Annotated in this window: 28 protein-coding genes, 1 pseudogene and 1 riboswitch; of the genes and pseudogenes, 11 read left to right on the top strand and 18 right to left on the bottom strand. The window is 64.8% G+C overall.

Annotated features, from left to right (window positions below):
- Positions 1-6 precede the first annotated feature (6 nt).
- Together AC1DJB_RS14130 and AC1DJB_RS14125 are read right to left on the bottom strand one after the other, a co-directional pair.
- On the bottom strand, positions 7-453 hold the full coding sequence (locus tag AC1DJB_RS14130; protein ID WP_306963595.1) for a MarR family winged helix-turn-helix transcriptional regulator: 447 nt from the start codon (positions 451-453) through the stop codon (positions 7-9).
- An 82-nt stretch (positions 454-535) separates the two neighbouring features.
- A complete protein-coding gene (locus tag AC1DJB_RS14125) occupies positions 536-1039 on the bottom strand; it encodes a GNAT family N-acetyltransferase (protein ID WP_059388716.1) in 504 nt (167 codons plus the stop codon).
- A 293-nt stretch (positions 1040-1332) separates the two neighbouring features.
- On the opposite strand from AC1DJB_RS14125, the pseudogene AC1DJB_RS14120 reads away from it, so the two are divergent.
- Positions 1333-1890 (top strand): annotated as a pseudogene (locus AC1DJB_RS14120) (amino acid permease); the annotation flags it as partial.
- A gap of 205 nt (positions 1891-2095) precedes the next feature.
- Here the strand turns inward: AC1DJB_RS14120 and AC1DJB_RS14115 are convergent.
- The 3 genes from AC1DJB_RS14115 to AC1DJB_RS14105 are packed head-to-tail and all read right to left on the bottom strand — an operon-like array spanning position 2096 to position 3329.
- Positions 2096-2380, bottom strand: a complete 285-nt coding sequence (locus AC1DJB_RS14115; RefSeq protein ID WP_441437727.1) for an anthrone oxygenase family protein — start codon at positions 2378-2380, stop codon at positions 2096-2098.
- Between the two features lie 23 nt (positions 2381-2403).
- Positions 2404-2601, bottom strand: a complete 198-nt coding sequence (locus AC1DJB_RS14110) for a hypothetical protein (RefSeq protein WP_441437726.1) — start codon at positions 2599-2601, stop codon at positions 2404-2406.
- On the bottom strand, positions 2598-3329 hold the full coding sequence (locus tag AC1DJB_RS14105) for an NAD(P)-dependent oxidoreductase (RefSeq protein WP_441437725.1): 732 nt from the start codon (positions 3327-3329) through the stop codon (positions 2598-2600). The genes AC1DJB_RS14110 and AC1DJB_RS14105 overlap by 4 nt, the downstream gene beginning before the upstream one ends.
- Before the next feature lie 60 nt (positions 3330-3389).
- Between AC1DJB_RS14105 and AC1DJB_RS14100 the strand changes: the two genes are divergently transcribed.
- Positions 3390-3878: a MarR family winged helix-turn-helix transcriptional regulator gene (locus AC1DJB_RS14100; protein WP_476910545.1), complete on the top strand. Its 489-nt coding sequence runs from the start codon at positions 3390-3392 to the stop codon at positions 3876-3878.
- A 196-nt stretch (positions 3879-4074) separates the two neighbouring features.
- Here the strand turns inward: AC1DJB_RS14100 and AC1DJB_RS14095 are convergent, their stop codons facing one another.
- The 3 genes from AC1DJB_RS14095 to AC1DJB_RS14085 all read right to left on the bottom strand — a co-directional run bounded on the left by AC1DJB_RS14095 (position 4075) and on the right by AC1DJB_RS14085 (position 7970).
- Positions 4075-5223 (bottom strand): mannitol-1-phosphate 5-dehydrogenase, encoded by a 1149-nt coding sequence (locus AC1DJB_RS14095; protein ID WP_441437723.1) that lies wholly within the window; start codon positions 5221-5223, stop codon positions 4075-4077.
- Positions 5223-7178 (bottom strand): PTS mannitol transporter subunit IICBA, encoded by a 1956-nt coding sequence (locus AC1DJB_RS14090; RefSeq protein ID WP_441437722.1) that lies wholly within the window; start codon positions 7176-7178, stop codon positions 5223-5225. Before AC1DJB_RS14090 ends, AC1DJB_RS14095 begins: the two co-directional genes overlap by 1 nt.
- 69 nt (positions 7179-7247) lie before the next feature.
- Positions 7248-7970, bottom strand: a complete 723-nt coding sequence (locus AC1DJB_RS14085; RefSeq protein WP_059388720.1) for a TetR/AcrR family transcriptional regulator — start codon at positions 7968-7970, stop codon at positions 7248-7250.
- Between the two features lie 117 nt (positions 7971-8087).
- On the opposite strand from AC1DJB_RS14085, the gene ptsP reads away from it, so the two are divergent.
- Both ptsP and AC1DJB_RS14075 read left to right on the top strand, forming a co-directional pair.
- The gene (gene ptsP, locus AC1DJB_RS14080) at positions 8088-9776 is read left to right on the top strand and encodes a phosphoenolpyruvate--protein phosphotransferase (RefSeq protein ID WP_284988965.1); all 1689 of its coding nucleotides are present in this window, start codon (positions 8088-8090) and stop codon (positions 9774-9776) included.
- A gap of 39 nt (positions 9777-9815) precedes the next feature.
- Positions 9816-10094 (top strand): HPr family phosphocarrier protein, encoded by a 279-nt coding sequence (locus AC1DJB_RS14075; RefSeq protein ID WP_441433040.1) that lies wholly within the window; start codon positions 9816-9818, stop codon positions 10092-10094.
- A 209-nt stretch (positions 10095-10303) separates the two neighbouring features.
- On the opposite strand, the gene AC1DJB_RS14070 is transcribed toward AC1DJB_RS14075, so the two are convergent.
- Positions 10304-11560, bottom strand: a complete 1257-nt coding sequence (locus AC1DJB_RS14070; RefSeq protein ID WP_441433054.1) for an acyl-CoA dehydrogenase family protein — start codon at positions 11558-11560, stop codon at positions 10304-10306.
- A gap of 113 nt (positions 11561-11673) precedes the next feature.
- Positions 11674-12450 (bottom strand): TetR/AcrR family transcriptional regulator, encoded by a 777-nt coding sequence (locus AC1DJB_RS14065; RefSeq protein ID WP_476910544.1) that lies wholly within the window; start codon positions 12448-12450, stop codon positions 11674-11676.
- 60 nt (positions 12451-12510) lie between these two features.
- Here AC1DJB_RS14065 and AC1DJB_RS14060 point away from each other — a divergent pair, with 60 nt between their 5' ends.
- The gene (locus tag AC1DJB_RS14060; RefSeq protein WP_059388722.1) at positions 12511-12906 is read left to right on the top strand and encodes a helix-turn-helix domain-containing protein; all 396 of its coding nucleotides are present in this window, start codon (positions 12511-12513) and stop codon (positions 12904-12906) included.
- A 5-nt stretch (positions 12907-12911) separates the two neighbouring features.
- Here AC1DJB_RS14060 and AC1DJB_RS14055 read toward each other — a convergent pair whose 3' ends face one another.
- Complete coding sequence (locus AC1DJB_RS14055) at positions 12912-13532, bottom strand: TetR/AcrR family transcriptional regulator (RefSeq protein ID WP_441437720.1); 621 nt, start codon at positions 13530-13532, stop codon at positions 12912-12914.
- A 70-nt stretch (positions 13533-13602) separates the two neighbouring features.
- Between AC1DJB_RS14055 and AC1DJB_RS14050 the strand changes: the two genes are divergently transcribed.
- A complete protein-coding gene (locus AC1DJB_RS14050) occupies positions 13603-14697 on the top strand; it encodes a flavin-containing monooxygenase (protein WP_441437719.1) in 1095 nt (364 codons plus the stop codon).
- Between the two features lie 84 nt (positions 14698-14781).
- Positions 14782-14927, top strand: a riboswitch (cyclic di-AMP (ydaO/yuaA leader).
- Between the two features lie 2 nt (positions 14928-14929).
- A complete protein-coding gene (locus AC1DJB_RS14045) occupies positions 14930-16057 on the top strand; it encodes a hypothetical protein (protein ID WP_441437718.1) in 1128 nt (375 codons plus the stop codon).
- Between the two features lie 158 nt (positions 16058-16215).
- Here AC1DJB_RS14045 and AC1DJB_RS14040 read toward each other — a convergent pair whose 3' ends face one another.
- A complete protein-coding gene (locus AC1DJB_RS14040) occupies positions 16216-17430 on the bottom strand; it encodes a PucR family transcriptional regulator (RefSeq protein ID WP_306963614.1) in 1215 nt (404 codons plus the stop codon).
- A 220-nt stretch (positions 17431-17650) separates the two neighbouring features.
- Between AC1DJB_RS14040 and ald the strand changes: the two genes are divergently transcribed.
- Positions 17651-18769 carry an alanine dehydrogenase gene (ald, locus tag AC1DJB_RS14035; RefSeq protein ID WP_284988959.1) on the top strand — a complete coding sequence of 373 codons (1119 nt, stop codon included), beginning with the start codon at positions 17651-17653 and terminating at the stop codon, positions 18767-18769.
- Between the two features lie 320 nt (positions 18770-19089).
- Here the strand turns inward: ald and AC1DJB_RS14030 are convergent, their stop codons facing one another.
- The 5 genes from AC1DJB_RS14030 to AC1DJB_RS14010 all read right to left on the bottom strand — a co-directional run bounded on the left by AC1DJB_RS14030 (position 19090) and on the right by AC1DJB_RS14010 (position 23008).
- Positions 19090-19818: a hypothetical protein gene (locus tag AC1DJB_RS14030; RefSeq protein WP_306963617.1), complete on the bottom strand. Its 729-nt coding sequence runs from the start codon at positions 19816-19818 to the stop codon at positions 19090-19092.
- On the bottom strand, positions 19815-20366 hold the full coding sequence (locus AC1DJB_RS14025; RefSeq protein ID WP_059388725.1) for an RNA polymerase sigma factor: 552 nt from the start codon (positions 20364-20366) through the stop codon (positions 19815-19817). Before AC1DJB_RS14025 ends, AC1DJB_RS14030 begins: the two co-directional genes overlap by 4 nt.
- 133 nt (positions 20367-20499) lie before the next feature.
- Positions 20500-21171 (bottom strand): hypothetical protein, encoded by a 672-nt coding sequence (locus tag AC1DJB_RS14020; RefSeq protein ID WP_059388726.1) that lies wholly within the window; start codon positions 21169-21171, stop codon positions 20500-20502.
- Between the two features lie 136 nt (positions 21172-21307).
- Positions 21308-22354, bottom strand: a complete 1047-nt coding sequence (locus AC1DJB_RS14015) for a Gfo/Idh/MocA family protein (protein WP_476910543.1) — start codon at positions 22352-22354, stop codon at positions 21308-21310.
- Between the two features lie 42 nt (positions 22355-22396).
- The gene (locus AC1DJB_RS14010) at positions 22397-23008 is read right to left on the bottom strand and encodes a TetR/AcrR family transcriptional regulator (protein WP_476910542.1); all 612 of its coding nucleotides are present in this window, start codon (positions 23006-23008) and stop codon (positions 22397-22399) included.
- Between the two features lie 123 nt (positions 23009-23131).
- Here AC1DJB_RS14010 and AC1DJB_RS14005 point away from each other — a divergent pair, with 123 nt between their 5' ends.
- From AC1DJB_RS14005 to AC1DJB_RS13995, 3 genes are all read left to right on the top strand, one after another.
- A complete protein-coding gene (locus tag AC1DJB_RS14005) occupies positions 23132-23695 on the top strand; it encodes an NAD(P)H-dependent oxidoreductase (protein ID WP_306963624.1) in 564 nt (187 codons plus the stop codon).
- Positions 23696-23775: 80 nt separating this feature from the next.
- Positions 23776-24174, top strand: a complete 399-nt coding sequence (locus tag AC1DJB_RS14000) for a DUF1801 domain-containing protein (protein WP_306963626.1) — start codon at positions 23776-23778, stop codon at positions 24172-24174.
- Between the two features lie 486 nt (positions 24175-24660).
- Positions 24661-25047 (top strand): GerMN domain-containing protein, encoded by a 387-nt coding sequence (locus AC1DJB_RS13995; RefSeq protein WP_441433033.1) that lies wholly within the window; start codon positions 24661-24663, stop codon positions 25045-25047.
- 9 nt (positions 25048-25056) lie between these two features.
- Here the strand turns inward: AC1DJB_RS13995 and AC1DJB_RS13990 are convergent, their stop codons facing one another.
- Entirely contained in the window at positions 25057-25884 is an 828-nt protein-coding gene (locus AC1DJB_RS13990) for an isocitrate lyase/PEP mutase family protein (RefSeq protein WP_284988951.1), read from the bottom strand.
- Positions 25885-25977 lie beyond the last annotated feature (93 nt).

Here is a 25977-nt window from a genome sequence, read left to right as displayed (position 1 = left end):
GCTTGTTCAGTTCTGGACTGAATGGTTGATCTTGTCGAACACCGGAAGGGCGGCTTCCACGGCGTCGCGTTCTGCCTGGCTTAGCGTTCCGAGGATCCCGGCGATGAATTCGTTACGGCGACGGTCTGCGTTCTCGACGGCGGCACGCCCCGCCGCCGTCGCGGCGACGCGGACGGCACGGGAGTCGTCCGGGTCCGCTTCGCGTTTGACCAGGCCCGCGCGCTCAAGCTTGATGATCTGCTCCGTGGCACTGGGAACCTTGACCCCAAGGTTCCGTGCGATCCCACCGACGCGGGCACCGCCGTCGAGCGCCATCTTGAGGACGCCAAGCTGGGCAGAGCTGAGTTGCTCCTCGGAATCGAGGCGGCGCATCACGTAGACGCTCTGCCGCAAAGCTTCCCGGAATGATTGGGCGAGGGCAAGGAGCGCGTCGTCAACGTGATTGGTATTCATATTTAGGTATCCTAACAGTTAGGCTGCCTAAATATCAAGGGGTGCGGGCCTTTGGTTTGGCGCGGCCTCCAGGCCGCCCGCGCTACAGCGCCAGCTTCATTCCCTCGTGACTTGCCACGAAACCAAGCCGCTCATAGAAGCGATGGGCGTCCTTGCGGGACTTGTCGCTGGTGAGCTGGACCAGGGTGCAGCCCCTGTTCCGCGCCTCTTCGATGGCCCATTGCATCATGGCCGCACCGACGCCGTGATCCCGCAACTCGGCGGCGACGCGCACGGCCTCGATCTGGCAGCGCAGCGAGCCCTTCCGGGCCAAGCCCGGGATGAAACTCAGCTGGAAAGTTGCAACGCAAGCGCCGTTCAAGTGGCCCACCACCAACAGTTGGGCCGGATCCTCGTTGATCTGCTGAAACGCCTGCAGATAGGGGCCGACGTCCTCGGCATTTTCACGGGAACTGCCCAATTGATCGGCGGCGAGCAGTCTCAGAATGGCAGGGAGGTCCTCCCAATGGGCCCGGCGGAGCGTGAAGACGCCTTCGTCCAGAACCATGCTCAACAGCGGCTTCACTCCTGGATTTGCGTGACTCATAACACCAGCCTGACACAAGCTGGCGGCTTCGGTTTACGCGCCTTCATGAATTCTAGGTGAAACGATCAATCACAAATTCTTGAATGGTTCGAGTTAGTTTGGACTAGCAGAATTGTTAGCCACGTCACCATGCGGCGAATCACCCGAAGGATGCAGATATGTCCGACCAGACAACAACGGGGCAACGCACTGCCTCCAGCAAAGACAGCGAGCCGCATCTGGCACGCTCACTGAGCAACCGCCACATCCAGTTGCTTGCCATCGGCGGCGCCATCGGAACAGGCCTGTTCATGGGCTCCGCCATGTCCTCGGCCAACTCCGGTATCTACTCGACGTCGCGCATGGTGTTTGGCCTGGCGAACGACGGCGATGCCCCGAAGATGTTCGGCCGTCTTTCGAGCCGCAAGGTTCCGCAGAACGCCCTGTTCCTGTCCTGCGTGCTTCTCCTTGGCGGCGTCGCCCTGCTCTACGCGGGCAAAGACATCGGAGCAGCTTTCGACATGGTCACCACGGTGTCCGCCGTCTGCTTTATGTTCGTGTGGTCGATCATCCTGGCCAGCTACCTCGTCTTCCGAAAGCGCCGGCCCCAACTGCACGAGGCATCGACGTTCAAGATGCCCGGCGGGATCGTGATGGTGTGGGTGGTCTTCGCCTTCTTCGGCTTCCTGGTCTGGGCCCTGACGACGCAGCCGGACACCCTCACGGCACTGCTCGTAACGCCCATCTGGTTCGCGATCCTCGCCGTCGCCTACGCCTTGGTCCGGAAATCGCCATTGCACCAAGCCCGCGTCGCCGAGTGGAAGGCCATGGCCGAAACCGAGACGGCCGCAGTCGAAACCGCCGCCCGCTAGGACGCCCGCTCACATATAGCGGCCAATCTTCCGACGCGCGCTCACCTACGAGCCTTTTCGACGCAACGCCCGCTCACATATAGCGGCCATCCTTCGGACGCGCGCTCACCTATATGGGCAAAACCCGAAACCCTCCCTCACGTCATCACGCGAAGGAGGGTTTCGGCTGTCCCGCCAAAGGCGGGTGAGCGTTGGGCGCCGGGACTTATGCTGGCGCGGGCTGCAAACTCCGACGGCGGATCGGTTGTCGCGCCGCGGCGGCTGACAAAGCTCCGAAGGCCAAGAACGCAGCAAAGGTTCGTACTGCGTGGCCCACCTGCCAACGGTCGCGTATGTCCGCCCAGTCCCCTGGCGGGTTGCTGACGTTCCATCCAGCTTCGGCCAGATTGATAGGAACGTTGACTACGAGTGTTGTGATCAAGGCCGCGAGCAGCAGCGCGAGGGCGCCGGCCACCAACCAGAAACCGCGATCCCTTGTCTTGAGCTCCATCAATACCAGGGCCGCCGTGGCAATCAGCGCTGGAAACAGGAGGACTGAGGCCAGGAGAGGCAGCCGACGAGGGCCACCTGCTGGAGCTGGGCGTAAACCGTGCTGCTAAATTGCCGCAAGGACAATTCCAAGACGAGTATCCCAGTGAGGAACCCCGCGAACAGGCCGACGAATACAAGCCCAGCGATACGGACCACTGACTGGATGGCTAGACGGCTCATGACAACTTTCCCTCGGGGACGCTATCCGGCGCGGCCTTCTTGCTGCTGGCCTCGCGGAAAAGCAGCTGAATGAGGCTCGGCTTCTGCGAAAAGGTTGCAACTGCTACGTTCTTGCGCACGAACTCGTCCGAAGTGAGTTGCCTCAGCATGGAGTCCGCCAGGTCGGCCCGCGACGTGAAAGTGCCATTTATGTAGTCAACGGCCATCTTGTATTCAGTCACGGAATCGGTTTCGAAAAGACCGGAAGGCCGCATGATTGTCCAGTCCAGGCCGCTGTCGACGACGGCGGCCTCCATCCGCCGCATGTCCTCGTACAGCGTCTTACCCAGCAGCTTGGTGACGAGGGGCTGTAGCACCTTCTCGAAAAAGAATCCGCCATGCGGGCCGGCCATAGTATCGGTAGCGCTGGAACTCACGCAGACCAATCGACGGACGCCATGGTTGCCCATTGCCCGGATGATGTTGCCCGTGCCTACTGAATAGACCGTGATCGGCCGGCGACTGTATGGAACACCGAGCGTTGAGAGGACGGCATCACTTCCTTCGACGACGGCGCTCACGTCCTCGAAGTTGTACACATCGGCGCCGACCACACTCAGGCCGGGAGCGGATAGCGGGAATTCATGCGGCCTGCGCGTGACAGCCGTGACGAGGTGTCCGGCGTCGAGCGCTTGTGCGGTGAGGATCCTTCCGGTGGGGCCATTTGCCCCGAACACTGCGATCTTCATGTGATGCGGCCTCCGGTAGTCTTGTTCTAGGAAAACCATACAATACAGAAACGATATCATATGAGTTCCATATCAAATCAAGGAGCCACGACTCCGCGCCTTCGGCGACGTGCCGTTGCTGAGCTCAAAGCCGAGCTTCGCGGCGTGCGCGTGCAACTATCCGTACTCAATCACCAGGTCGGCACCCAAGCCGAACTGAAGGATGTTGACCTCGACTGCCTTGACCTGATCTCAAGCAGGGGGCCGCTCAGCCCGAGCACGTTGGCCAAACACGCCGGCCTGCACCCAGCCACCATGACTGGCATCCTCGACCGGCTTGAACGCGGAGGCTGGATTGTCCGGGACCGCGATCCGTCCGACCGGCGCGCCGTAGTGATCCGGGTTCTTCCCGACAGAAACGCCGAGATGTTCCGCCTCTACTCGGGAATGAACAGCCTCATGGACACCATCTGCGCAGACTACGACGACTCCGAAATCGCCGTCATCACGGATTTCCTGCGGCGCGTCCTTGCCGCCGGGCGAACGGCGTCGGAAGAACTCGGCAACTAGTCGACGCTTCCCTACTTTTAGAGCCTTAAAGCACTCACCCTCCTTCACATCAGGTGAAGCAGGGTGAGCGAGCGTTCAGGAAAAAGCCGGCATATCCGAGCGAGCGTCCCGGAAAAGGCCCGCATATCTGAGCGGGCGTCGCCGGAAAGGCTGGCACGCGGGCGCACCGGACCGCCAGCGGGCGTCGCCGGAAAGTCTAGGCCTCGGCCTTGCGGTCTTCGATCAGCTTCTGCACTTGCGGGAACAACGGGTGCGACGGCGGCAGTTCAGTGATCCGCTCAACCGCCTCGGCGGCGTCCATTTCCGAAAGCATCCGGGCGAGTTCCACGGCTTCGTCGTCTGCTCCGTCGTCGAAACGAAGGGCAGCCGACATCGCGTCGAGCAAGGCAATGGGGGTTATTCCGCGCTCGGCCAGTTCCGCTGCCGGGCCGATGAACCGTTCGTGCCGGCCCAACTTCCGGAGCGGAGCACGGCCAACCCGGTTCACGGTGTCCGGCAAGTACGGGTTGGTGAAGCGGGACAGGATCTTCTGCACGTACGCTTCCTGCTCAGCTTCGACGAAACCGTGCTTGGCCACGAGAAGCTGTTTGGTCTCCTCCAGCACGGCACGCACCCGGGCGGCCACGGAGGCGTCGGCCATCGCATCGGAGATCTTCTCCAGGCCGGCGCCGTAGCCGAAGTACGCTGCCGAGGCATGTCCTGTATTGACCGTGAACAGCTTCCGTTCGATATACGGACCGAGCTCATCCACAAAGGTCGCGCCGGGGATCACTGGCGCCGCCCCCGCGAACGGCGTGCGGTCGATGACCCACTCGTAGAAGGTCTCCACAGTGACGTCCAGGCCTTGGCCCGGCGCCTGGTTGGGGACAATTCTGTCCACCGCGGTATTCGCAAAAACAGCAACGGAGGAAAGATCGCCCGCGGCACCGTCCCACGCCGCTTCCACTTCGGAACGCAGGAGGTCCGTGGCGTTGATCGCGTTCTCGCAGGCCATGACCTGGAGCGGAGCCAACGACGGCGAGCGGCCGGCGATGCCGCGCGCGATCACGGGTGCCACGAACTTGAGGATGTGCGGCCCGACCGCCGTGGTGACGAGGTCCGCCGTCGCGATTTCCGCGACGACGGCAACCTCTTCGGTGCCCGAATTCAGGGCCCGGAAACCGGACACGGTCTTGACCGCCGCGTTTTCTCCGACCTCGTGGACCTCGTAGGAGGACGCGGAGGCGAGTTGGCTGATCAAGGCATCCGCTACATCGGCGAAGACCACCTCATATCCGGCCTCGTGCAGCAGTAAGCCGACGAATCCCCGTCCGATGTTCCCTGCCCCAAAATGGACTGCCTTCACTATGCGTTGACCTTCCCGAACAGATCCAGCACTTCCTGAACCGACGTGGCCTGTTCAAGCTGGGCCACTTGCGCCTTGTCCGTGAAGATCTTGGCGATGGAGGACAGGATGTGGAGGTGCTCGTTGTTGATGCCGGCGACGCCGACGACGAACTTGACCTGCTTGCCGCCCCAGTCGATGCCCTCGGGATAGCGGACGATCGACACACCGGAGTGCAGGATGTGGTTCTTGGCAGCGTTCGTGCCGTGCGGGATGGCCAGGAAGCTGCCCATGTACGTGGACACCGATTCCTCGCGCTCATGCATGGCGTGAATGTAGCCCATGTCCACGGCGCCGCGGTCCAGCAGGAGCTTGCCTGCTTCGTCGATGGCCGAGTCACGATCAGTCGCGGTGCCGGTGAGGATCACGCTTTCGGGGAGCAGGACATCCTTGCCCCCGACGACGGCTGGCTGGGCCGCGTGGGCACCGGCGGCCGGTTCGGCAACCGCCGTCGAGCCCTCAGCGCCGGATCCGGCGTTGCTGCTCTTGACCAGTTCCACGATCTCCTCGTACCGGGGACTGTTCATGAAGTTGTCCACGGAGACGTGCACGGCGCTGGAGGTGACCGGACGCGCGCGTTCTGTCAGGTCCTGGTGCGTGACCACGACGTCGTAAGTGTCGCTGAGGTTGGCAATGGCCGAATTGGTGACCTTGACGTCCGGGAAACCGGCTGCCTTGATCTTGTTGCGCAGGACCGAGGCACCCATCGCGCTGGAGCCCATGCCGGCGTCGCACGCGAACACGATGTTCTGGATAGGACGGGTCAGGACGGCGGTTCCGCCGCCGGCGCCCAGGAGGGTGGAGGAAACGGAGCTCTTTTTGCCCTTGAGTTCTTCCATCCTGGACGTTGCCTGGCCCAGCGCGTCCACATCGGTGGTCTTGCTGGTCCGCAGGATCACGGAGGCGATCAGGAAGGACACTGTGGCTGCGAGGAGCACGGACAGGGCGACACCGAAATAGCTGTCTTTCGCTGTCGCGGCAAAGACGGCGATGATGCTGCCAGGGGCTGCCGGCGAACGCAAGCCCGCGCCGGTGACCACCAAGGTGAAGATGCCGGTCATGCCGCCCGCGATCGTGGCGAGGATGAGGATCGGCTTCATGAGAATGTACGGGAAGTAGATCTCGTGGATACCGCCGACAAACTGGATGAGCGCGGCGCCGGGAGCGGATGCCCGTGCCAGGCCCTTGCCGAAGAACATGTAGGCGAGCAGGACGCCGACGCCCGGGCCGGGGTTCGCCTCGAGCAGGAACAAGATGGACTTGCCGTTTTGCAGCGCTTGTTCCGTACCGAGCGGAGTGAGGATGCCGTGGTTGACCGCGTTGTTGAGGAACAGGACCTTGGCGGGTTCGATGAAGATGCTGGTCAGCGGCAGAAGTCCGTTGTGGACCAGGAACTCGACGACGTTGCTCGCGCCGTCGCTGAAGGCCTTAACAACCGGACCGATCACCAACATGCCGAAGATGGCCAGTGCGGCACCGACGATGCCTGCGGAGAAGTTGTCGATCAGCATCTCGAAGCCCGGCTTGACCCGGCCCTCCCACACCTTGTCGAGCTTCTTCATGATCCAGGCCGTGAGCGGGCCCATGAGCATGGCACCGATGAACATCGGAATATCCGTACCCACAATCACACCCATGGTGGCGGCGGCTCCAACCACGCCGCCGCGGATGCCATGGACCGCCCGGCCGCCGGTATAGCCGATCAGCAGCGGCAACAGGTACGTGATCATGGGGCCCACGAGTTTGGCCAGGTCCGCATTGGGGAAGAACCCTGCCGGGATGAACAGGGCGGTGATGATGCCCCATGCAATAAAGGCCCCGATGTTGGGCATGATCATGCCCGAGAGGAACGTTCCGAACTTTTGGACACCAACGCGCACGCTGGTGCGCGGTTTCGCAACTGACGCTGTTGCCATTGTGTGAATTCCTAACGTGAGTCCCGCATCAATGCGGAATCAGTCGATATCTATCGAAGGAGGACAGCTCTAGGAGCTGCTGGAGATTCGGTGAAGCCATTCAAGGAACAGCTTCAGTTCCGAACTGGATAGCTGGTCTGAATGCGAGGCTTGGAGTGCCGCATTCAGCGCGATTGCCGCAACAACAACGGACGACTTGCCGGAGTCGTCTGCTGCGGCGCCACGGGCTGTTTCCGTGGACACGGCGAAAATCATGGAATCCCGGGTCATGGTGGAGAGTTCGAGGTTCCGGTCTTCCAAAGGCTCTGCGATGAGCATGAGCGTGACGCCAACGTTGGCCGCCAGGATGCTTCTGGCCGCCTCACGCGGGGGTACGTTGATCTGCCCGGCAATGGCCGCCTTGCTCAGCATCTCCTCCAGAAGCGACTCGGCATCAGCCACGATGGCCGGCCTGCTTTCCGGACGGATGTTGCCGAACATCACCAGGTAAAGGTGCGGTTGGGTAAGTCCGAACTGGACGTGGTTGTCCCACATCCGGCGGACATCCTCCAGGGGGACCCCGGAGGGTGCGAAGTCCCGCTCTCCCGCCACGTACTCCTCGAAGCCGGCTGCAACGACGGCGTCGAACAGCCCCTCCTTGTCGCCGAAGTGGTGGTAAAGCGTGGGCGCCGTGACGCCGGCAAGTTTGGTGATTTGGCGCGTAGAGACCGGCGACCCATCCGAATTCGCCAGCAACTCGGCAGCTGCACGGAGCAGCCGAGTTTTGGGCGGAAGCTGGTCATCGAAACTCATAGCCGCTACCCTAGCACCTATAGCAACGCTATATGAAGTGAGTCACAGGAGATTTTTTCGGACCCCGAGGCGCCGCAGCCGGTGGGTCCGATCCGAGAGCAGGAACAGAGGATTTCAGTGCAGAATTTCCAAGGAGTAGGCGTTAGCCCGGGCCGCGTCATTGGCACTATCCGTCAGATGCCCAAACCAGTCAGCGAACCGCCGTCGGGCGAGCAGCTCGCCGCATCGACAACCGCGGAAGACGCCGTCGCCGGCCTCAAAGCGGCGGCACAGTCGGTCCACGACGAACTCAAAGCACGCGCGGACAAGGCCAGCGGCGACGGTAAGGCCGTGCTGGAAGCCACCGCGCTCATGGCCAAGGACACCATGCTCCTGAAATCGGCCACCAAGCTCATCAACAACAACGGCAGCTCCGCCGAACGCGCCATCTGGGAAGCCGGCGCCTCCGTGTCCGAAATGCTCCACAACCTGGGCGGATACATGGCCGAGCGCGCCACCGACGTCCTGGACGTCCGCGCGCGGATCGTCGCCGAACTTCGCGGAGTCCCCGCCCCTGGGATCCCGGCGTCGGACACTCCGTTCATCCTCGTGGCCGAAGACCTCGCTCCCGCCGACACCGCAACGCTGGACCCCGCCGTCGTGACAGCACTGGTTACCTCGGGCGGCGGACCGCAGTCCCACACCGCGATCATCGCGCGCTCGCTCGGCCTGCCCGCGGTCGTCGCGGCCCGCGGTGTGGACGAAATTCCTGACGGCGCAGAAGTCTTTGTGGACGGCGCAGCCGGCTCACTCTCCCTCGAACCCAGCGAAGAACAGCGCGCGGCCGCCCTCGCATGGGTCGAAAACGCCGCCACTCTGGCGGTCTTTGACGGAAACGGCACGACGGCGGACGGCCACTTGGTGCCCCTCCTCGCCAACGTCGGCGGCGCCAAGGACGCTGCCGCGGCCGCTGCGCTCGGTGCCCAGGGCGTGGGCCTTTTCCGCACCGAATTCTGCTTCCTGGAACGCGACACCGAACCGACGGTGCTGGAACAGGCCGCCGCGTACAGGGGCGTGTTCGACGCTTTCCCGGGCAAAAAGGTTGTACTCCGTACCCTCGACGCCGGCGCTGACAAGCCCCTCCCCTTCCTCACCGACGCCACTGAGCCCAACCCTGCCCTCGGGGTGCGCGGCTACCGCACCGATTTCACCACGCCCGGTGTTTTGGATCGCCAGCTTGAGGCCATCGCCATCGCTGCCGACGAAACAGAAGCCGAGGTGTGGGTCATGGCACCCATGATCTCGACCGCCGCCGAGGCCGCCCATTTCGCGTCGATGTGCGATGCCGCGGGAATCAAGACGCCCGGCGTGATGGTGGAAGTTCCCTCCGCGGCATTGACCTCGGCGTCGGTCCTCCGACACGTGGGCTTCGCGTCCCTCGGCACCAACGACCTCACCCAGTACGCCATGGCCGCCGACCGGCAACTCGGCCCCCTCGCCGAACTCAACACCCCGTGGCAGCCCGCCGTCCTGCGCCTCGTTCAGCTGACGGTGGCAGGCTCGGCGGAAGAGGGCCACGGCAAACCGGTTGGTGTCTGCGGTGAGGCTGCCGCGGACCCGGCCCTCGCCGTCGTGCTCGTTGGCCTGGGCGTGTCCACGCTCTCCATGACCGCCCGCTCGCTGGCCGCCGTCGGAACCGTGCTCAAAACGGTGACGCTGGAACAAGCGCAAGAGCTGGCCCGGCTGGCGCTCAGCGCACCCGATGCGCTTGACGCGAAAGCCTGGGTCCGCGCCAAACTGCCGATCCTCGAAGAACTCGGGCTCTGAGCCCAGCTGTACTGCCCCACCTGAACACAAGGAGAAACCATGCCCGAACGCACCGCCACCATCGCCAGCCGCTCCGGACTGCACGCCCGTCCGGCGGCGATCTTCGCCGAAGCCGCAGGGGAATCCCCGGTCGAAGTGACCATCGCGATGGCCGGTTCGCCTGACGATGACGCGCTCGACGCCGCCAGCATCCTATCGCTCATGACGCTCGGCGCGGCGAAGGGCGACGTCGTCGTGCTTCGGGCCGAGGGCGACGGCGCCGACGCTGCCCTCGATTCCCTGGTGACACTGTTGGAAACGGACCTCGACGCGGAGTAGGCGCCTCCCGCCAGACGCTCGCTCACATACAGTGGCTTCCGGTCAAACGCTCGCTCACATATGGTGGCCTCCCCTGAAACGCTCGCTCACATACGGTGGCTTCCCGCCAGACGCTCGCTCACCGTTGATTAGCGAGCGAGCGTTACGTCGATTGCGCTCATATCTGAGCGAGCGTCTGGGGGGCCGCGCCGGGGGCGGGGGATACCGCCTTAGGCGAAGGCGGAGATACCCGTGATCGAGCGTCCGATGATCAACGCTTGGACAGTCTCTGTGCCTTCATAGGTATGGATGCCCTCTATGTCGGCGAAGTGCCGGGCCACGCGGTTGGCCAACAAGATCCCGTTGCCACCGAGCAAGTCGCGCGCGTTCGAGGCGATGCTGCGGGCAGTGCGAGTGCAGGTGAACTTCGCGAGCGCCGCCTGCGCGGGAGTCAGCACGCCCTCATCGTCCAGCTTGGTCATCTGCATGACCATGAGCTGCATGGTGGCGAGCTCCGAATGCATCCGGGCAAGTCGCTCCTGCACAATCTGCGAAGCGGCCAGTGGGCGGCCGAACTGCCGGCGTTGGGCCGCGTACTGCACCGCGGTTTCGTAACAGGCAGTGGCGTGCCCGACGGCGGACCAGGCCACTCCCAGCCGGGTCGCCAAGAGCACCCGGGCTGTGTCCTTGAAACTCCGGGCACCCGGGAGCGCGTTTTCCGCCGGGACGAAGACATCCTCAAGGCGGATGTGTGCCTGCCAGATTGCCCTGAGTGACAGCTTGCCTTCAATGGTCGTGGCGGAGTACCCGGGGGAATCCTGGGGGACGAGGTATCCGTGAACCTGCCCGTCGTCGCCACGGGCCCAGACGACGGTCAGCCCGCCGATTGAGCCGTTGCCGATCCATTTCTTTTCACCGTTGAGCACATAGCCGCCATCGACGGCGGTCGCAGTCGTCTCGAGTCCCACCGAATCGGAACCGTGCGCGGGCTCGGTCAAGGCGAAAGCGCCATATTCCTCGGCGCGGGAAAGCACGGGAAGCCAACGGTCCTGCTGCTCTGGGGAACCGCATTCCGCCACGGACCGCAAAGCCAAGCCGCCCTGGACAGCGACCACCGTGCCGATGGAGCCGTCCCCGCGGCTCAGTTCCATGGTGACCAGTCCGGCGGCGGTTTTGCTCATGGCCGGGAACCCGTCGACGTTGATTCCGTCGCGCAGCAGATCAAGTTCACCCAGGCGCTTCACCAGATGGAGCGGATACTCCGCGCGCTCCCAGTACCCCGCGATGACCGGGAGCACGTCGTCCTGGACAAAGGTCCGCGCGCGGTCCCAGTAGGCGCGGTCTTCGCGGCTAACGTCCTTGAAGACGGAGGCCGGGTCCGGGTCCAGGGATTCGTTCAGGACATACTCGGGCTCCATGGTGCCAGCCGGAAAAGCTGCGCCGACCGGGAATATGGCATCCAGTTCCTCGGAAGCGCTGTTGGACATCGTCGTCATGGGGGATCCTCGCTCGGGGTTGCGATCTACGACTCCCAGCATGCGCTGACACTCAGTTTCATGTCAAGGAACTCAGTTCCAACCATGGACTCTGCTGGATCGAACTAAGCCAGCGCGTCCCGAACCGCTTGAATGATCTCTTCCGTACCCGCTGCCGGATCGAGGACAGCAACCACGACGGCGGGACGGCCGCCTTGCGCGGACGCAGCACCGGCTGCGTCGCTACCCGCCTCGCCGGTTGAAACACGGGCGAACGTGTCCGCCAACGCGCCCAATTCACGCCCGAGCCTGGTGGCCAACTCCCCGGCTTCAGCTTCCCGCCCGTCGCGCTCCGCGCCCGTGACGCGCTCCGCATCCGCCTCGCGTTCGCCAGCAGAAACCGCCCGCAGCCATTGGCGCAGGACGCTGTTGTGCACAGCAACCACCGAAGCGGCAAAGGCCACGGCCGTGACCTCGCGGCTTTCGCCCTCGGGCAACGCGGAAAGAAGATGATTCCGGAAAGCCCGTTGATAGCGATGCGTCATGACAAGTTCACGATCACGAAGGGCCGGCACTTGATGCAGAAGCTCGTAGCGGGCGAGGGAGGTTCTCCAGTTGCCCACATGGTGGCCAAAAACCAAGAGCGCGGCATCCACGACGGCACGCAACGGATCCGCCGTCGTCCGCGCAAGGAGGTCCTGGACCCGCGCCAGAATACGGTCGTGATCAGCGAAAACAATGTCCTCTTTGGAGCCGAACTTGCGGAAAAACGTGCTCCGGCTGATCCCTGCGGCATCGGCAAGGTCGTCCACGGAGGTCGCGTCATAGCCTTGCCGCACCAGTAGATCGATTGCCGCGGCCACGGCGAGCGCGGGATCCGGATTGGCGGGGTAGTTGACCATAGGCGTGAATCTAACACGGCGGCGTAACCGCACAGCCTTGAGCGCGACTAGGCTTCTGCCATGGCATTGATAGCTCCCCGCGTGACGCCTGGCTTGCCCGCGGACGACGCCCGTAACCTGGCGCGCTCACTCCAGGACAGCAACGACATCACCGTCTTCGTGGATGGCACGGTCCACCGGCTGCCGGATGAGGCGAGGGACGCCGTCGTCGACCTCCTTGGCAGGCTGGGCCGAGGTGAAGCTGTGACGGTGAGCAGCGTCGAGGAAATGCTCACGACGTCGAGGGCGGCCGAACTCGCGGGAATCTCGCACACCTACCTGCGGAACATGACTGACCGTGGCGAAATCCCGGTGGAATACCGCGGCACGCATCGGCGCATCAGGCTCGCGGACATCATGACGTGGCTGGAAACCCAGAAGAAGACGGCCGCGGCGGAAGAGGAAAGCAACAAGTAGAAAAGCTACGCGAGGGCCGCCTTGAGCGCAGCGTGGACCCAATCCCGGTAGCGGTCCAATCCCCAGGCGAAGTCCAGCACGAGTGACCGGTAGGTGTCCGGATGACCCACCGACCAGATCACGGCAGCGGCTTGCTCGTCGCTCATGCCGGAGCTCAGTGCCCCGCGCCGCCTGAGCGCGGCCGCAGCTTCCGCATAGTTCCGTAGCCGGGTTTCGGCCCGGTCCCGCTCCACTTTTGCGGCTTCGGCGTCGACGGCGGAGGCCTGCCGCATGACGGTGAACAATTGGGTGCTCCGCGGATTCACCTCGGCAAACCAGTCGGCCAACAGCGCCAGGACCGCTCCGGCGTCGGCGGCTGCGGCAGTCCGCTCGCGCATGGTCTCCGGCACGGAACGGGGAGCATCCGGACCCGCCGCCGTCGCGTCGACCACGGCCGAGAGCAGCGCAGCCTTGTTGCCCACGGAGTTGTAGATGGTCTGGACGGCCACACCTGCTTGCTCGGCAACGGCCCCGATAGTGGTGGCCACATACCCTTTGCTCAGAAACAGCTGACGGGCGGCCTCCACCACGGCAGCTTTGGTTGCGACAGCTTGAGCTAAGCGCCTGTCATTGTGCCGGATTTCCACGAAAAAAGAATAGCATTCCAGTGACTGGAATGCTATTCTAATCACCTCGGACACCTCAGGAGGCTTCGCGATGGACAGCAATGAGGCAGTGAACACGGTAATTGTGGGCGCAGGGCAGGCGGGGCTCGCCACCGGATACCACCTGAAGAAACACCTGCAAGATTTCCTCATCCTGGACTCGCAGGCCCGCGTCGGCGACGTGTGGCGGAGCCGATGGGATTCCTTGCGCCTCTTCACCCCGGCGCAGCACGATTCCCTTCCCGGCCTGCCATTTCCAGCCGCCCGGGGGACCTTTCCCGGCAAAGACGCCATGGCCGAATACCTCGAGAATTACGCCACGAACTGGGAACTCCCGGTACGCCATGGCGCCCGCGTCGTCGGCATCGAGCGGGAGGACGGCCGGTTCCGGGTGCAGTCGAGCGCCGGGTCGATCCTGGCGAGAAACGTTGTTGTTGCCACGGGCCCGAATACACAGCCACGGGTCCCGGCGTTCGCCAGGGATCTCGATCCAGGCATCCACCAACTGCACGGAGCGGAATACTCCAACCCGGACTCAATTCCGCCCGGAGATGTCCTGGTGGTCGGCTCCGGCACCTCCGGCGTCGAAATCGCCCTGGAGCTCGCACCCACGCACCGCACCTACATCGCAGGAAACCCTCCGTTCCACATTCCGGGCCCCGTGACGCGATACGCCGGCGGGCTTTGGTGGCTCTTCATCCACAAGGTGCTGAACAGATCCACCCCTATCGGCCGCAAGGTCGCGCTCGGGTTCACCCAGCACGGCGCGCCACTGATCCGGACCTCAACGCGGGAGCTCGACGCCGCGGGAGTCACCCGCCTACCACGCCTGAAGGGCACGCGCGATGGCCAACCCCTGACCGATGAAGGCCACGCGATACCGGTGTCCACGGTCATCTGGGCTACTGGTTACCAACCGGACTTTGGCTGGATCCAAGGACTTCCCACGGATGGGGACGGCTGGCCGCTCACCCTCCGGGGCGCCGTAGAACAACTCCCAGGACTGTTCTTTGCGGGCATGCCCTTCCAATACGGGTTGACCTCCGGCCTCGTGGGCGGGGTCGGCCGCGACGCCGAACACGTCGCGGGACTCATCGCCGGCCAGGCCGGGCAAAAACGGGTCACCGCGCCCGTTATTCAAATGTGACTTTGCATGCCGGCTGTTGTAACGTCGAGGGGCGACCCAGTCCCCAACCGGGCCGCTTCCGGGTTGACGCCGAGCTCTGCCGCAACCCGGAATCCGCCAGACCCGCGGCAGAGACGGGGGACCCAGAGTCTCCGGGCCCACTTCAGGCCCTTGGGGTGAAGCCGCCACGCGCGGCCGGACGGCCTCGTCCGAACCCGACAGCTAACCTCGAAGGCGTTGAGAGGCAATCACCATGTCCCCAACCATGGATCAGCCTCGCCGTGCCCAAGTGGCGGGCGAGAGCACCAAACCAACCGGACGTCGTCGGGCCACAGACAGCGAACCGTTCATCGCTGCGCCGGCTTCCGAACCTTTGAGTTCGACGGCGGCACCCACCACCGCCGCAACCCCGACGACGGCGGCACCCACCACGCGCGCGGCCGCCCGGGCGGCCGAACGGAAGCGGGCCTCAGAAGCCAGCGAAACTGCGGCCATTCAAACAGTGCCTGCCGCGGCGACAGAACCTGCCACCGCGGCCATACCGGCTGTCGCTGCCGAGACCGCGGCTCCTGCGACAGCTGAGCCGGCCACTGCGGCCATACCGACGGTGTCTGCTGCGACCTTGGCTCGCGCGACAGCAGAGTCGGCCAAAACCGAGCACGCAGCCACAACGGCACTTCCCGCGGCAACCCGCGCCGGCGCCGGTCCGGCGACCCTTACCGGTTCCTCCTTCAGCCGTGAACCACACGCCGTCCTCAAGAAGGCCGCCGCCGTCCGGACGATGAGCAACCGAATGGCAGTGGTGACAGGTGCCCTAGGCATCTTGTTGGCCGCCGGCTCCCTGGGACAAGCCCTCGAGTTGCCCTTCTTCGGCCAGGAATCCCGTGCCCAGGACGCTGCCAGCGCAGACAGCCAGGACTCCACGCAATCCGGCGCTCCTTCCACGACGCCAAGCACCTCCCCCAGCGCTGCGGAATCACCTTCGGCAGCTACCCCGAGCGCCAAGTCCGGCCAGGCCGGGGACCCGGCGCAGCATTCGCCGCAAGGACCGGTAGCTGTCGAATCGTCGAGCGTCCCTGCACCGTCGATCTCCGTTCAGGTTCCTGCCCTCCCGTCAGCGCTGCCCCCAAGCCTCACCCCGGCGCCTGTTCCTTCCACCCCGGTTCCGGCCCAGCCTGCGCCGGCTCCCAGCCCCGGTCCGACCGGACCCGCTAGCCCAACCCCGACACCGGATCCGACGGATCCAGCGTCTCCGACTCCCGCACCCACAGGTTCTTGGAAGCCACGGACCCCGGCCAGCCCCACACCGACGCCACCGCCTACCCAACCGGGCGTCGATCTTGGGTCGATTCTGGACGCAGCAACCAAGGCACTGCAGTGAGGATGGGAGGGCATCGAGCATTTGCCGTCGAGTGGCACGGACGATGCTGCCGGAACACCTGGACGCAGATGATTCAGCACCGCCCGGACCGCTGGCGCTGCAGCCTTCAGTTGAGGCAGTTCAACAAGTAGGCCAGCGCGGTTTCCGGTACCTGCGCTTCAAATCCGCGGTCGGCCAGCCCAGCGGCGCGCCTTGAGCGTTGCGTGGAGTTCGAGCCGGGTGGCGCCATTCAGCGGATCCGCTCCGATAAGCTGGCGGACCCTGGCCAGTCGGTTGTAGATGCTGCTGCGGTGCAGGTGGAGCTTCGAGGCCACATCCTGAACGGAGCCGTCGCTGTCGTAAAGCAGTTCGAGCACGGGCAGCAGCTCGCCGTTGCGGTCGGCGTCCTCGATCTCCTGGAAGTGCACGGAACCCGAATCGTCCCACCCCCCGGGCGCCTGTAGCCGTTCGAACAACTGATAGATCCCGGCCGAGCGGCTGTCCACGAGCTCGCCGAGCGGAGGATCGACGGCGGCAGCCTGGGCCGCGAGCTTCGACTGCCGGTACGCCCGGCCCAGTTGGCGAATAGCCGCAAACGGCTCGCTGATGCCAAGAATGACGCGGTCCACTTTTCGGCCGGCGCGCTTGGCGAGTTCCAGCTGATAGTGGACCAGGACCTGGGCATGCTCTGCCCGTCCGCCCGTTTCGCGGAACAACAGGACCGAGTGCGTCTCAGTCCCGGCGCTGAAAAGCACGGAATCGACCCCGATAGTGGCCTGCAGTGCGGCGGAACGGTGTGTCAGGGTCGCCGCGATCGGATCAGAGACACCGCCACTGTCCGCAGCATCGAGCACGGTAACCAGCTGCCACGGTCCCCTGCCTTGGATCTCCTTCCATCCCGCCACGGCCGCCACCGCGTTGGACTCGCCTTGGCATGCAGCGAGGAATTCCTGCTCACGGCGGCGCCGGAACTCCGATTCCGCCGTATTGGAATCGAGCAGCAACCCCGCGAGGAGGTCCAACTCGTCCCGGACACCAGGCAATTCGGCGAGTATCGCCGTCGCGGTCTGCTCGTCAAGGTCCTGCTGGACCCAGAGGTATCCCACACGGAATCCGCGCACCAGCAACGGGACGCAAACCCGCCCGACCATCCCGAGTTCTTCATTGGCGGGTACGACGACGGGACGCACCGCGGTTGCGATGCCGTGCGAGAGCTGCCAGGCGCTGACGTCCACCGGGACACGCTTGCTCAGGAGGAAATTCACGCGCACACGGTCGGCGTGGGACTGGTTGGAACTGTAGGCGAGCAGCACGCCGTCAAGGTCTTCCAAGGAGAGGCCACGGCCCAACTTGAGTGCTACGTCCTCGACGATTTTCTCCACGTCTTGCTGCATGGAGAAAACACTACTTTGCCCCACGAACATCAGGCGACACCTGACGCCCTCAATATCGACAAATGTCGAGTCGAGGGCGGCAAAAACCGCGGAATTCCGGGGAAGTCGGCAACCGTGACGATCGCCTTTCCTGTCGGCTGGCTCACAGCGGATTTATTCTGGAAGCACAGTCCCCCGCAGAGAAAAAGGCCGTTGAAGCCTTTCGAAGATGGAGCCCAAAATGATCATCGGTGTCCCCAAAGAGATCAAGAACAACGAATTCCGCGTTGCCATCACGGCCGCGGGCGTTCACGAGTTCCGCACCCACGGCCACACCGTTCTGGTGGAACGGGGCGCAGGCCTGGGCTCCGGTATCACGGACGAGGAATACTCGGTTGCCGGCGCTGAGATCGTGGCCGAGGCCGACGACGTCTGGGCACGCGCTGACATGGTCATGAAGGTCAAGGAACCGATCAAGGCCGAGTACCACCGCTTCCGCAAGGGCCTGATCCTCTTCACCTACCTGCACTTGGCCGCCGAGGCCGAGCTGACCCAGGAACTCATCAACTCCGGCGTCACGGCCATCGCCTACGAAACCGTCCAGGACGGCCGCGCGCTGCCTCTGTTGGCACCCATGTCCGAGGTTGCCGGCCGCCTGTCGGTCGTCGTCGGCGCTTCCTCCCTCATGGCTCCGGCCGGTGGCAAGGGTGTGCTGCTGGGCGGCGTACCCGGCGTCCGCCCGGCCAAGGTTGTTGTCCTCGGCGCCGGTGTTGCCGGTACCAACGCCGCCGCCATGGCCTTGGGCCTGGGCGCCGACGTCACCATCCTGGACATCAACATCAACCGCCTCCGCGAACTGGACGCCCTCTACCAGGGCCGCCTGAAGACGGTCGCCTCCAACGCATACGAGATCGAGAAGTCCGTGGTCGACGCCGACCTCGTCATCGGTTCCGTGCTGATCCCGGGCGCCAAGGCCCCCAAGCTGGTCACCAACGAGCTGGTTTCCCGCATGAAGCCCGGCTCCGTGCTGGTGGACATCGCAGTGGACCAGGGCGGCTGCTTCGAGGACACGCACCCCACCACGCACCAGGAACCCACGTACAAGGTCCACAACACGATCTTCTACTGCGTCGCCAACATGCCGGGCGCCGTTCCGAACACTTCCACTTACGCCCTGACCAACGTCACCCTGCGCTACGCGGTGTCACTGGCCAACCTGGGCGTCAGGGCTGCATTCGACCGCGACCCCGCACTGGCGGCCGGCCTCAACATCGCGGCAGGCAAGGTCACGCACCGCTCGGTTTCCGAGGCGCACAACCTGCCCCTCGTCGCCGATTGGCACAACCTGGTCTCGGCATAGTTTCCTCTCCGCCCCTCACCGGGGCGGCTTAGCGATCACGACGGCGGGGTGCGGCTTCCACGGGAAGCGGCACCCCGCCGTCGTGGTCCCCACCGACGCTCGCTCACTTTTAGGGCATTTCGGCCCGACGCTCGCTCACTTTTAGGGCAATTTGGCCCGACGCTCGCTCAGATCTTCTGAGCGAGCGTTGAAGGTATCAGGCGTATTGGTGAGCGAGCGTCGGGTGAAAATAGGCCATATCTGCAGGAGCGTCTAATGGAGTACCCCCGGCCGCCTGAGCGGCTCGTCCGAGCACGACGCCGGACACTCCACGACGCCAGTTACGGCTTGACCGGGCTGCCCGGAAGAATCTCGGACGGAACCGGTTGGGGCAACGGCAGCGTGGGGGTTGGGACCTCCGGCGTCGGGATCGTGATCTGTCCCGGGCGGCCCTTGGCGATATCGTGCAATCCATTGCGCGGATCCGACTCGGACCCCGGCGCAGTAGTGCCGGGAGTGGCGTGCGGCGAAGGATGCGCGGTGTTTTGGGCCCCAGGCGCAGAGGACTCCGGAGAGGGCGATCCGGGAACGTTTGTTTCCCGGGTGGGCATAGGGACCGGCTCCTGGCGGGTTCCTTGCTGTTGTGGAGCGTTGCCGCCCGATCCAGGGGTGAGCTGCGAAACAACGGATCCCACCACGGCGCCCAAGTGTTCGATCGTTCCCGGAATGCCGCCGTCGGACGCAGCCGCGGCGGTAGCTCCGGCGGCAAGGGAGGCCGCAACGGCAAGAGCCGCAATGCCGGCGCGGCGCTTACGACGGCGACGAGCGGCCAGTTCATCAACAGGGGTGGCCGCGGCGCGGGCTAGCGGGGTTGTGGCCGCGACAGGAGCAGCCGCAACGCCCGCAGGTGCCATCAAAGCCTGCACAGCCGCCGATGGCTGCGGCCGGGTGCTCGCAAGGGCGCGCAGTTCCAGCAGCTCGGTCCGGATCTCGTACGCTTCGTCGAGCCCGGCTTCAGCAAGCAGGCGGTCAACGCCTTGCTCGCCGAAGGATGCGGATTTTTCGCTCATGATGTGCCATTCCTTAGTAGTGCACGTTCTCTCAGTGCACTCAATGCCCTGCGCTGCAACTGCTTCACGGCTCCTTGGGACTTGCCCATGATGTCCGCTGTTTCTTCCAACGAAAGGTCCGCCACGACCCGTAGTGCCAGGACCTCCCGGTAGTCGGGATTGAGGTCCGCCAGTAGCTCGGTTACACCCAGGCCTGCGCCATGCCCGAATGCCTGGTCCTCGGCCGAAGGCGCGCGCCGCGAATCCAGATCGGATTCATAGGGCGCGGAATCAGGGGTGCGTTCCCGCTTCCGGTAGTGATCCACCATTCGCGCGTGCGCTATGGAGAAGAGGAGGGTCTTGGCTCCCTGGAGACCTCCGCGGAGGGAATCCAGTTTGGGATAGAGGGCCAGGAACACGTCCTGGGTAACTGCTTCCGGATCGTCTACGCCGCGGGCTCGCAGGTATCCAAACACCGGTCCGGAAAATTCGTTGTAGGCAGCCGTGAAGAGCAGGGCGGGATCTTCCTCGTCCGCCTGCAAATATTCGTCAGCCAAAGGGTCAAGCACCCGCGACCCCTCCATCCCACGCAGCACGGTCATCGTCCCTGGCCTAGGAAATGACCACTGCCGCCGTCTGTTGCGTCGCGGGGCTCCTTGTCATTTAGCCAAGGAGCCCCGCCGTTCAAGCGTAGCCGCAGTGTTACGGGCTGACAGAATCGGACGGCACGTGCACCGGTGCGGTCGGCACGTGGGACGGCACAGCCGGGACGGCCGGTACAGCAGGAACGGCCGGTGCAGACGGCACGGCGGGAACAGCCGGTACGGCCGGCACTGCGGCGTTTCCATCGGCGTCGGCCTTGGCGGAAGCAGATCCGTCAGCGTTCAGGCCGGCGGCCTTGCCTTCGCTCACGACGGTGGCGCAGTGTGCGTTGACGTTGGCCTCGCCGCCAGCGGCGACTACCAGTGAGGAGTAACCGGGTACCTTGGCGTCAGCCTTCAGGCCGCCGTTGAGGAGGGCGGTGCAGAGGCCGAATGCCTCAGGCGAGGTGGCTTTGGCTGAAGCGGCTGCCGCTGCGGCCTTGGACTTTGCGTCGTCGACGGCGTCCGTGGCCTTGGACTTGGCATCGGCAGCGGCGTCAGTTGCCTTGGACGTTGCCGTCTGGGACGCGTCGGCAGTCTTGGACAGCGCGGACTCGGCTGCTTTGGACGCTACCGGAGCCGGGGCGCCGAGCAGCTCGTGGGCGCTCTTCTGCAGATCGTTGGGAAGTGCTCCGTTGAAGGCTGCGACGCCGGTTCCGCCGACCGCTACAGCTCCGGCAGCGAGGACGCCGGCGGCGATTTTGCTAGTGGCAAGGACAGTGAACAAGGACATGAAACCCTCCGACAAACGTTTTGGGACTACTCCGGCAGCGGCTTTGTCGCTACTGGATGATCAGTGCGGACGTTGCCCACACTCCCCTTACATCGCTGGCGGTCCCGTCGAAGTTACGCCCTTATCCAAAAAACTTTCAGGCGAGTGTCCGGGCCCGCTCAATCAGCTTGAGTACCTCGACTGGCCCGGCCGGATCCACGGGGAGCGGCAAAGCGGAGGCGGCACCGCCGTCGGCGATCTTCTCCGCAAGGATCCGGTAGAACTCCTGGTAGGCGCCGCGCTCGGTGGGTACCGTGGTCCGCACGCCGTCGATTTCCAGGGTGCCGTAGTGGTGCGGATCGTCGACGCCGTAGGCGCCATCGGTGGGCCGGCCGCCCGCCACGATGAACGGTTCCTGGGGGTCGATTCCGAACTTCACGAATCCACCCTTGCTCCCCAGGATGCGGAAGCGCGGTGCGTGAAGCTGGCTGTTGACGTTCATGGCGACGTGGCTGAGCACTCCGGAAGCGTGTTGAAGGACCAGGAAGACGTCGTCGTCGGCTTTCTCCCGGGGCCTTCGGGCAAGGATTTCGGCATGGATGACTTCGGCGGGACCGAACATCTGGAGGGCAAGGTCAAGCAGGTGGGTTCCCAGGTCGAAGAGCAGCCCACCGCCGTCGTCGGCCGTGGCGCCGGCCTTCCACGCCTTGCTGATTTCGGGCGCCCACCGTTCCATTGACGCCTCGCAGCGCATCACGTCGCCCAGCGTCCCGGCGTCGAGCAGCTTCTTCACGGTGAGGGCGTCGCCGTCCCAGCGGCGGTTTTGATAGACGGTGAGCACACGGCCCAGCTTCGCGGCCAACTCGATCAGCTCCTGCCCCTGCGCGCTGGTCACCGCGAACGGCTTGTCGACGACGACGTCGAGCCCGGCTACCAGCGCGGCTTTCGTGAGCGGGTGATGGGTCGCAGGCGGTGTGCCGAGCACCACGAGGTCGAGGTCACCGGCAAGCGCCAAGACGTCATCCGGACTGTCCACGACCCTCGTGCCGGGATACCGTTCCTGCGCTTTGGCCTTACGGCCCGCGTCCGAAGTGGCGATGACGTCGAGGGAATACGCGGGATTGGCTGCGATAAACGGCGCGTGAAAGACGCTGCCGGAAAGGCCAAAGCCGACGACGGCGGTACGGATCGGTGTGTGGGTCATGCCGCTACGCTACCGGGCGAAGATGGCCCGGCGAAGGTTATGTCAGCAGTCTTTCAGTAGGCGAGTGACGAGCTCGCGCCACGACGCAGCCAGGCGTTCCGGCGCAACTCCGTGAACTCGGAGGGAATGGAGCATGCGCTCGGGATCCAGGGTGGCGCCGAGGGAAAGAGCCAGAAGCCAAGGATCGCTGTCCAGGCCTGCTTCCCGCAACAGCATCTCGATGTGCCGGTGCCACAACACCACCGGCGGGGCGTCGTGCCGATTTTGCGGGGAATGTTCCGCCGCGGCACGGGCCAGCTCGCCGTACTCTTCGACATATTTGATACGCGCTTCGCCGAAGGCGATGAGGCGCTCGAGCGGGGGCGCTCCCGGGCCCAGGGGCGGCGGACCGAAGATGAACTCGCGCTGGAATTCCGCCTCGGCATCGCTCAGGAGGGTCATCATCAGTCCGGCCCTGCTGCCGAAACGGCGGAAGACCGTTCCCTTCCCGACGTCGGCCCGGCACGCGAGCATGTCCATCGTGACGGCGTCCACTCCGTGTTCGGCCACGAGATCCCTGGCAGCTTGAAGGAGCCGTTCGCGGTTACGCGCGGCGTCGCTGCGCTCCGGCTGCGTCCCGAAAGGCGAACCGGGCCGGATGGGGATGAGGCTCACAGAAACATTCTAGCCTTGGGAATATTAAGCGGACCGCAGTCCGTTTAGAATCTACGAAGGCAGCAAAAGCCTCCAAAACCGAGCGCCTGCGGCACCGTCCGCGGCCAGACCCAAGGAGTTCCCATGTCCAAGAACACCGTTCTCGCCCTTGTTGGCAGCCTCCGCGCCGATTCCCACAACCGCAAGCTCGCCGAAGCCATCCAGCTCAACGCCCCGGAAAACGTCGAAGTACAGATCCACGGCTCCCTCGGCAACATCCCGTTCTACAACGAAGACATCGACGTCGAAGGCCAGGTTCCGGCCGAAGCCGCAGCCCTCCGCGCTGCCGCCGCCGAGGCAGACGCCATCCTGCTCGTCACACCGGAGCACAACGGCACCATGCCGGCGTCGCTCAAGAACGCCATCGACTGGCTGTCCCGCCCGTTCGGCGCCGGCGCGCTGGCAGGCAAGCCGACCGCCGTCGTCGGTACCGCCTTTGGCCAGTTTGGTGGCGTCTGGGCACAGGACGAGGCCCGCAAGGCCGCTGGCATCGCCGGCGCCAAGGTCCTCGAGGACGTCAAGCTTGCCGTTCCCGGCTCCATGATCCGCTTCGCTGAACTGCACCCGAAGGACGACGCCGAAGTTGTGGAGCAGATCAAGGGCATCTTCGAGCCGTTGACCGCCGTCCAGGAAGACGTCGCAGCCTAGTTCCCCCGCTCGCCGCGAGAACGCCCCCGTCCAGCCGTTGAGGCGTGGGCGGGGGCGTTCTTTGTCGATACGATGGCGGCATGGCCGATTACAACCGCCATCCCGACGTCGATGCCTACCTTGAGGCCCTCCCGGACTGGCAGCGCGCCATCGGAGAGCAACTACGCGATCTCATCCACGAAGCCGAGCCTGAAATCGTCGAAACGATCAAGCGCCGCACCCGGCCCTACTTCGTCCTCGAGGGCAACGTTTGCGCGTTGCTCGCAGCCAAGGACCACGTCAACCTGTTCCTCTACGACGGTGCGATTGTTCCCGACCCGGACAACATCATCACATCGGGTCACGACAACAAGACCGCCCGCATGATCACCTTCCACCAGCACGGGCCGATTCCCCGCGCGCCCCTCATCACCATGCTGCGGCAGATCGCAGCGAACAACCGTGCCGGCGGTTGGCGGAAGATCAAGGGAACGGACTAGCCGGACCTCGCTTCGGAACGGAAGCGCGTCGCCGCGCCGCTACCATTCCGTGACTGAGCTGAGGCCGAACCGTCATGGACGGAGCGGCCCACACCCGATCGGCCAGCCGTAACGTTGAGTTACAGGCACCAGGAGTGATCAGGGCAAAGCGCGGGGGCTTTCATGCGGGTCGGACGCGGCGTGAAATGCACGACGACGGCGGTCGCCGCGCTGTGCCTATCCCTCGCGCCCTGCCTGGCTGGCTGCGCTTCCCCCGGCGGCACCGATCCGGGCGGCTCACTCTCCACACAACCGGCCTCACCGGGCTCCGTCCAGGTGACGCAGGAGCCGGTAGCTGGCCCGATTCCCATGCCCCTCCCGGCGCCTCCCCCGTATATCAACCCGCCGCCGGCGGCTCCGCGGCCGACCGCTGCGAGCCCGCAGGCGCCCATAGCAGCGCCGGTTCCCGCGCCCCTCCCGACCGCCGGAGAAGCGACTGGGACTTTCGTGTATTTCGTGGCAATCGGCGACGGCGGCAGCCGCGGCGTGCGGTTCGGCTGTGACGACAGCCTCGTGGCCGTCCACGTCACCACCCCTCCCGGCAGCGACCGCTTGGCAGGGGCAATGGCGCAGTTGCTGGCGCCCGACGGCACCGCGTCCCGGGCAGGTTTGTACAACGCGCTCTCGGGTTCCGCGCTGCGCTACGTTTCGGGCTACCTCGACGGCACCACCGCCGTCGTGAACCTGAGCGGTTCACTTCGCCCTGGAGGCGTGTGCGACAACCCGCGGATCGAGACTCAGCTGGCGCAAACCGCGGTGGCGGCTACGGGAGCATCCCAGGCAGCGATCTACATCGACGGGAATGCCCTGGCGGACGTCCTGAGTCTGCGCTGAGGTGGCCAGTCACTCGAAGAGCGCATCCATGTCTGCGTAGCTCCGGCTTCCGGCGAGGCCCGACCAGTTCCCGTCGCCAAGAACTTCCATGGCCAGCCTGGAGACCTTCGCGTAGGCCGCCCTGGCAGTACTGCCGCCGATGCTGATCCGCCGCACGCCGACGTCGTGCAGTTCTCCGGGCGACGGCGAACCCAAGCCGGCCAACGCATTGAGCGGTACGCCGATCCGCCGGGAAAGTTCGTGCAGGACATGGAGGTCCGCCAAGCCGGGCACGAATATTCCGTCCGCCCCTGCCCGCTGATAGGCATCCGCCCGGCGCAGCGTTTCCTCATATGCAGTGTCCGGGAACTTTCCAGACCAATAAGTGTCCGTTCGCGCATTGATGAACAGCCGGACGCCCGCGTCCTCGGCGGTCTGCCTGATCAGCGCGATGCGCCTGGACTGTTCAGTGATCTCGCTCAAGGGCTGGTCCGCCGAGTCCTCGATGTTGATCCCGACGGCGCCCGCGTCCAGCACCGCTCGAACCGTGGCCTGGAGTTCTTCATCTGCGCGTCCGTACCCGGTCTCGATATCCGCGGTCACGGGCAAGCGGGTGGCCTTCGCTATCCGGGCGAGCGCCTCCATTGCGAGGTGCCGCGGAAGGTGGTCACCGTCCCGGTACCCCAGGCTCCAGGAGACAGCCGAGCTGGAAGTCGCCACCGCCGTCGCGCCCGCTTCCTCGACCATCCGCGCAGATGCGGCATCCCACGCATTCACCAGCACCAACGGCGCATGCGGCACGGCATGGAGCTCGTGGAAGCGGAGGGCCTTGGATTCGAGTTCGGGGTGCGTCGTCATTGCTCTATTCCAGCCTTCCTCTGTCCGGACGTAAAGCGCTTCGCACCGCGAATCCAAAAAATGGGATGAAACATCCGTTGCCCAATTGGCAAC

Source organism: Arthrobacter sp. 01T428, from assembly GCF_056398685.1.
Note: the sequence above shows the minus strand (reverse complement) of the source record. Positions and strands in the feature narration are given on the sequence as shown.

Excerpts from the sequence above, each read along its gene's own strand:
- AC1DJB_RS14075 (WP_441433040.1), top strand. The coding sequence starts at position 9,816 with ATGCCCGAACGCACCGCCACCATCGCCAGCCGCTCCGGACTGCACGCC.
- AC1DJB_RS14000 (WP_306963626.1), top strand. The coding sequence starts at position 23,776 with ATGGCCGATTACAACCGCCATCCCGACGTCGATGCCTACCTTGAGGCC.
- AC1DJB_RS14040 (WP_306963614.1), bottom strand. The coding sequence starts at position 17,430 with ATGCAGCAAGACGTGGAGAAAATCGTCGAGGACGTAGCACTCAAGTTG.
- AC1DJB_RS14050 (WP_441437719.1), top strand. The coding sequence starts at position 13,603 with ATGGACAGCAATGAGGCAGTGAACACGGTAATTGTGGGCGCAGGGCAG.
- AC1DJB_RS14030 (WP_306963617.1), bottom strand. The coding sequence starts at position 19,818 with ATGAGCGAAAAATCCGCATCCTTCGGCGAGCAAGGCGTTGACCGCCTG.
- AC1DJB_RS14085 (WP_059388720.1), bottom strand. The coding sequence starts at position 7,970 with ATGAGTTTCGATGACCAGCTTCCGCCCAAAACTCGGCTGCTCCGTGCA.
- AC1DJB_RS13990 (WP_284988951.1), bottom strand. The coding sequence starts at position 25,884 with ATGACGACGCACCCCGAACTCGAATCCAAGGCCCTCCGCTTCCACGAG.
- AC1DJB_RS14090 (WP_441437722.1), bottom strand. The coding sequence starts at position 7,178 with ATGGCAACAGCGTCAGTTGCGAAACCGCGCACCAGCGTGCGCGTTGGT.
- AC1DJB_RS14070 (WP_441433054.1), bottom strand. The coding sequence starts at position 11,560 with ATGTCCAACAGCGCTTCCGAGGAACTGGATGCCATATTCCCGGTCGGC.
- AC1DJB_RS14125 (WP_059388716.1), bottom strand. The coding sequence starts at position 1,039 with ATGAGTCACGCAAATCCAGGAGTGAAGCCGCTGTTGAGCATGGTTCTG.
- AC1DJB_RS14130 (WP_306963595.1), bottom strand. The coding sequence starts at position 453 with ATGAATACCAATCACGTTGACGACGCGCTCCTTGCCCTCGCCCAATCA.
- AC1DJB_RS14105 (WP_441437725.1), bottom strand. The coding sequence starts at position 3,329 with ATGAAGATCGCAGTGTTCGGGGCAAATGGCCCCACCGGAAGGATCCTC.
- AC1DJB_RS14015 (WP_476910543.1), bottom strand. The coding sequence starts at position 22,354 with ATGACCCACACACCGATCCGTACCGCCGTCGTCGGCTTTGGCCTTTCC.
- AC1DJB_RS14100 (WP_476910545.1), top strand. The coding sequence starts at position 3,390 with ATGAGTTCCATATCAAATCAAGGAGCCACGACTCCGCGCCTTCGGCGA.
- AC1DJB_RS14115 (WP_441437727.1), bottom strand. The coding sequence starts at position 2,380 with ATGGAGCTCAAGACAAGGGATCGCGGTTTCTGGTTGGTGGCCGGCGCC.
- AC1DJB_RS14020 (WP_059388726.1), bottom strand. The coding sequence starts at position 21,171 with ATGTCCTTGTTCACTGTCCTTGCCACTAGCAAAATCGCCGCCGGCGTC.
- AC1DJB_RS14005 (WP_306963624.1), top strand. The coding sequence starts at position 23,132 with ATGTCCAAGAACACCGTTCTCGCCCTTGTTGGCAGCCTCCGCGCCGAT.
- AC1DJB_RS14060 (WP_059388722.1), top strand. The coding sequence starts at position 12,511 with ATGGCATTGATAGCTCCCCGCGTGACGCCTGGCTTGCCCGCGGACGAC.
- ald (WP_284988959.1), top strand. The coding sequence starts at position 17,651 with ATGATCATCGGTGTCCCCAAAGAGATCAAGAACAACGAATTCCGCGTT.
- AC1DJB_RS14110 (WP_441437726.1), bottom strand. The coding sequence starts at position 2,601 with ATGAGCCGTCTAGCCATCCAGTCAGTGGTCCGTATCGCTGGGCTTGTA.
- AC1DJB_RS14045 (WP_441437718.1), top strand. The coding sequence starts at position 14,930 with ATGTCCCCAACCATGGATCAGCCTCGCCGTGCCCAAGTGGCGGGCGAG.
- AC1DJB_RS14065 (WP_476910544.1), bottom strand. The coding sequence starts at position 12,450 with ATGGTCAACTACCCCGCCAATCCGGATCCCGCGCTCGCCGTGGCCGCG.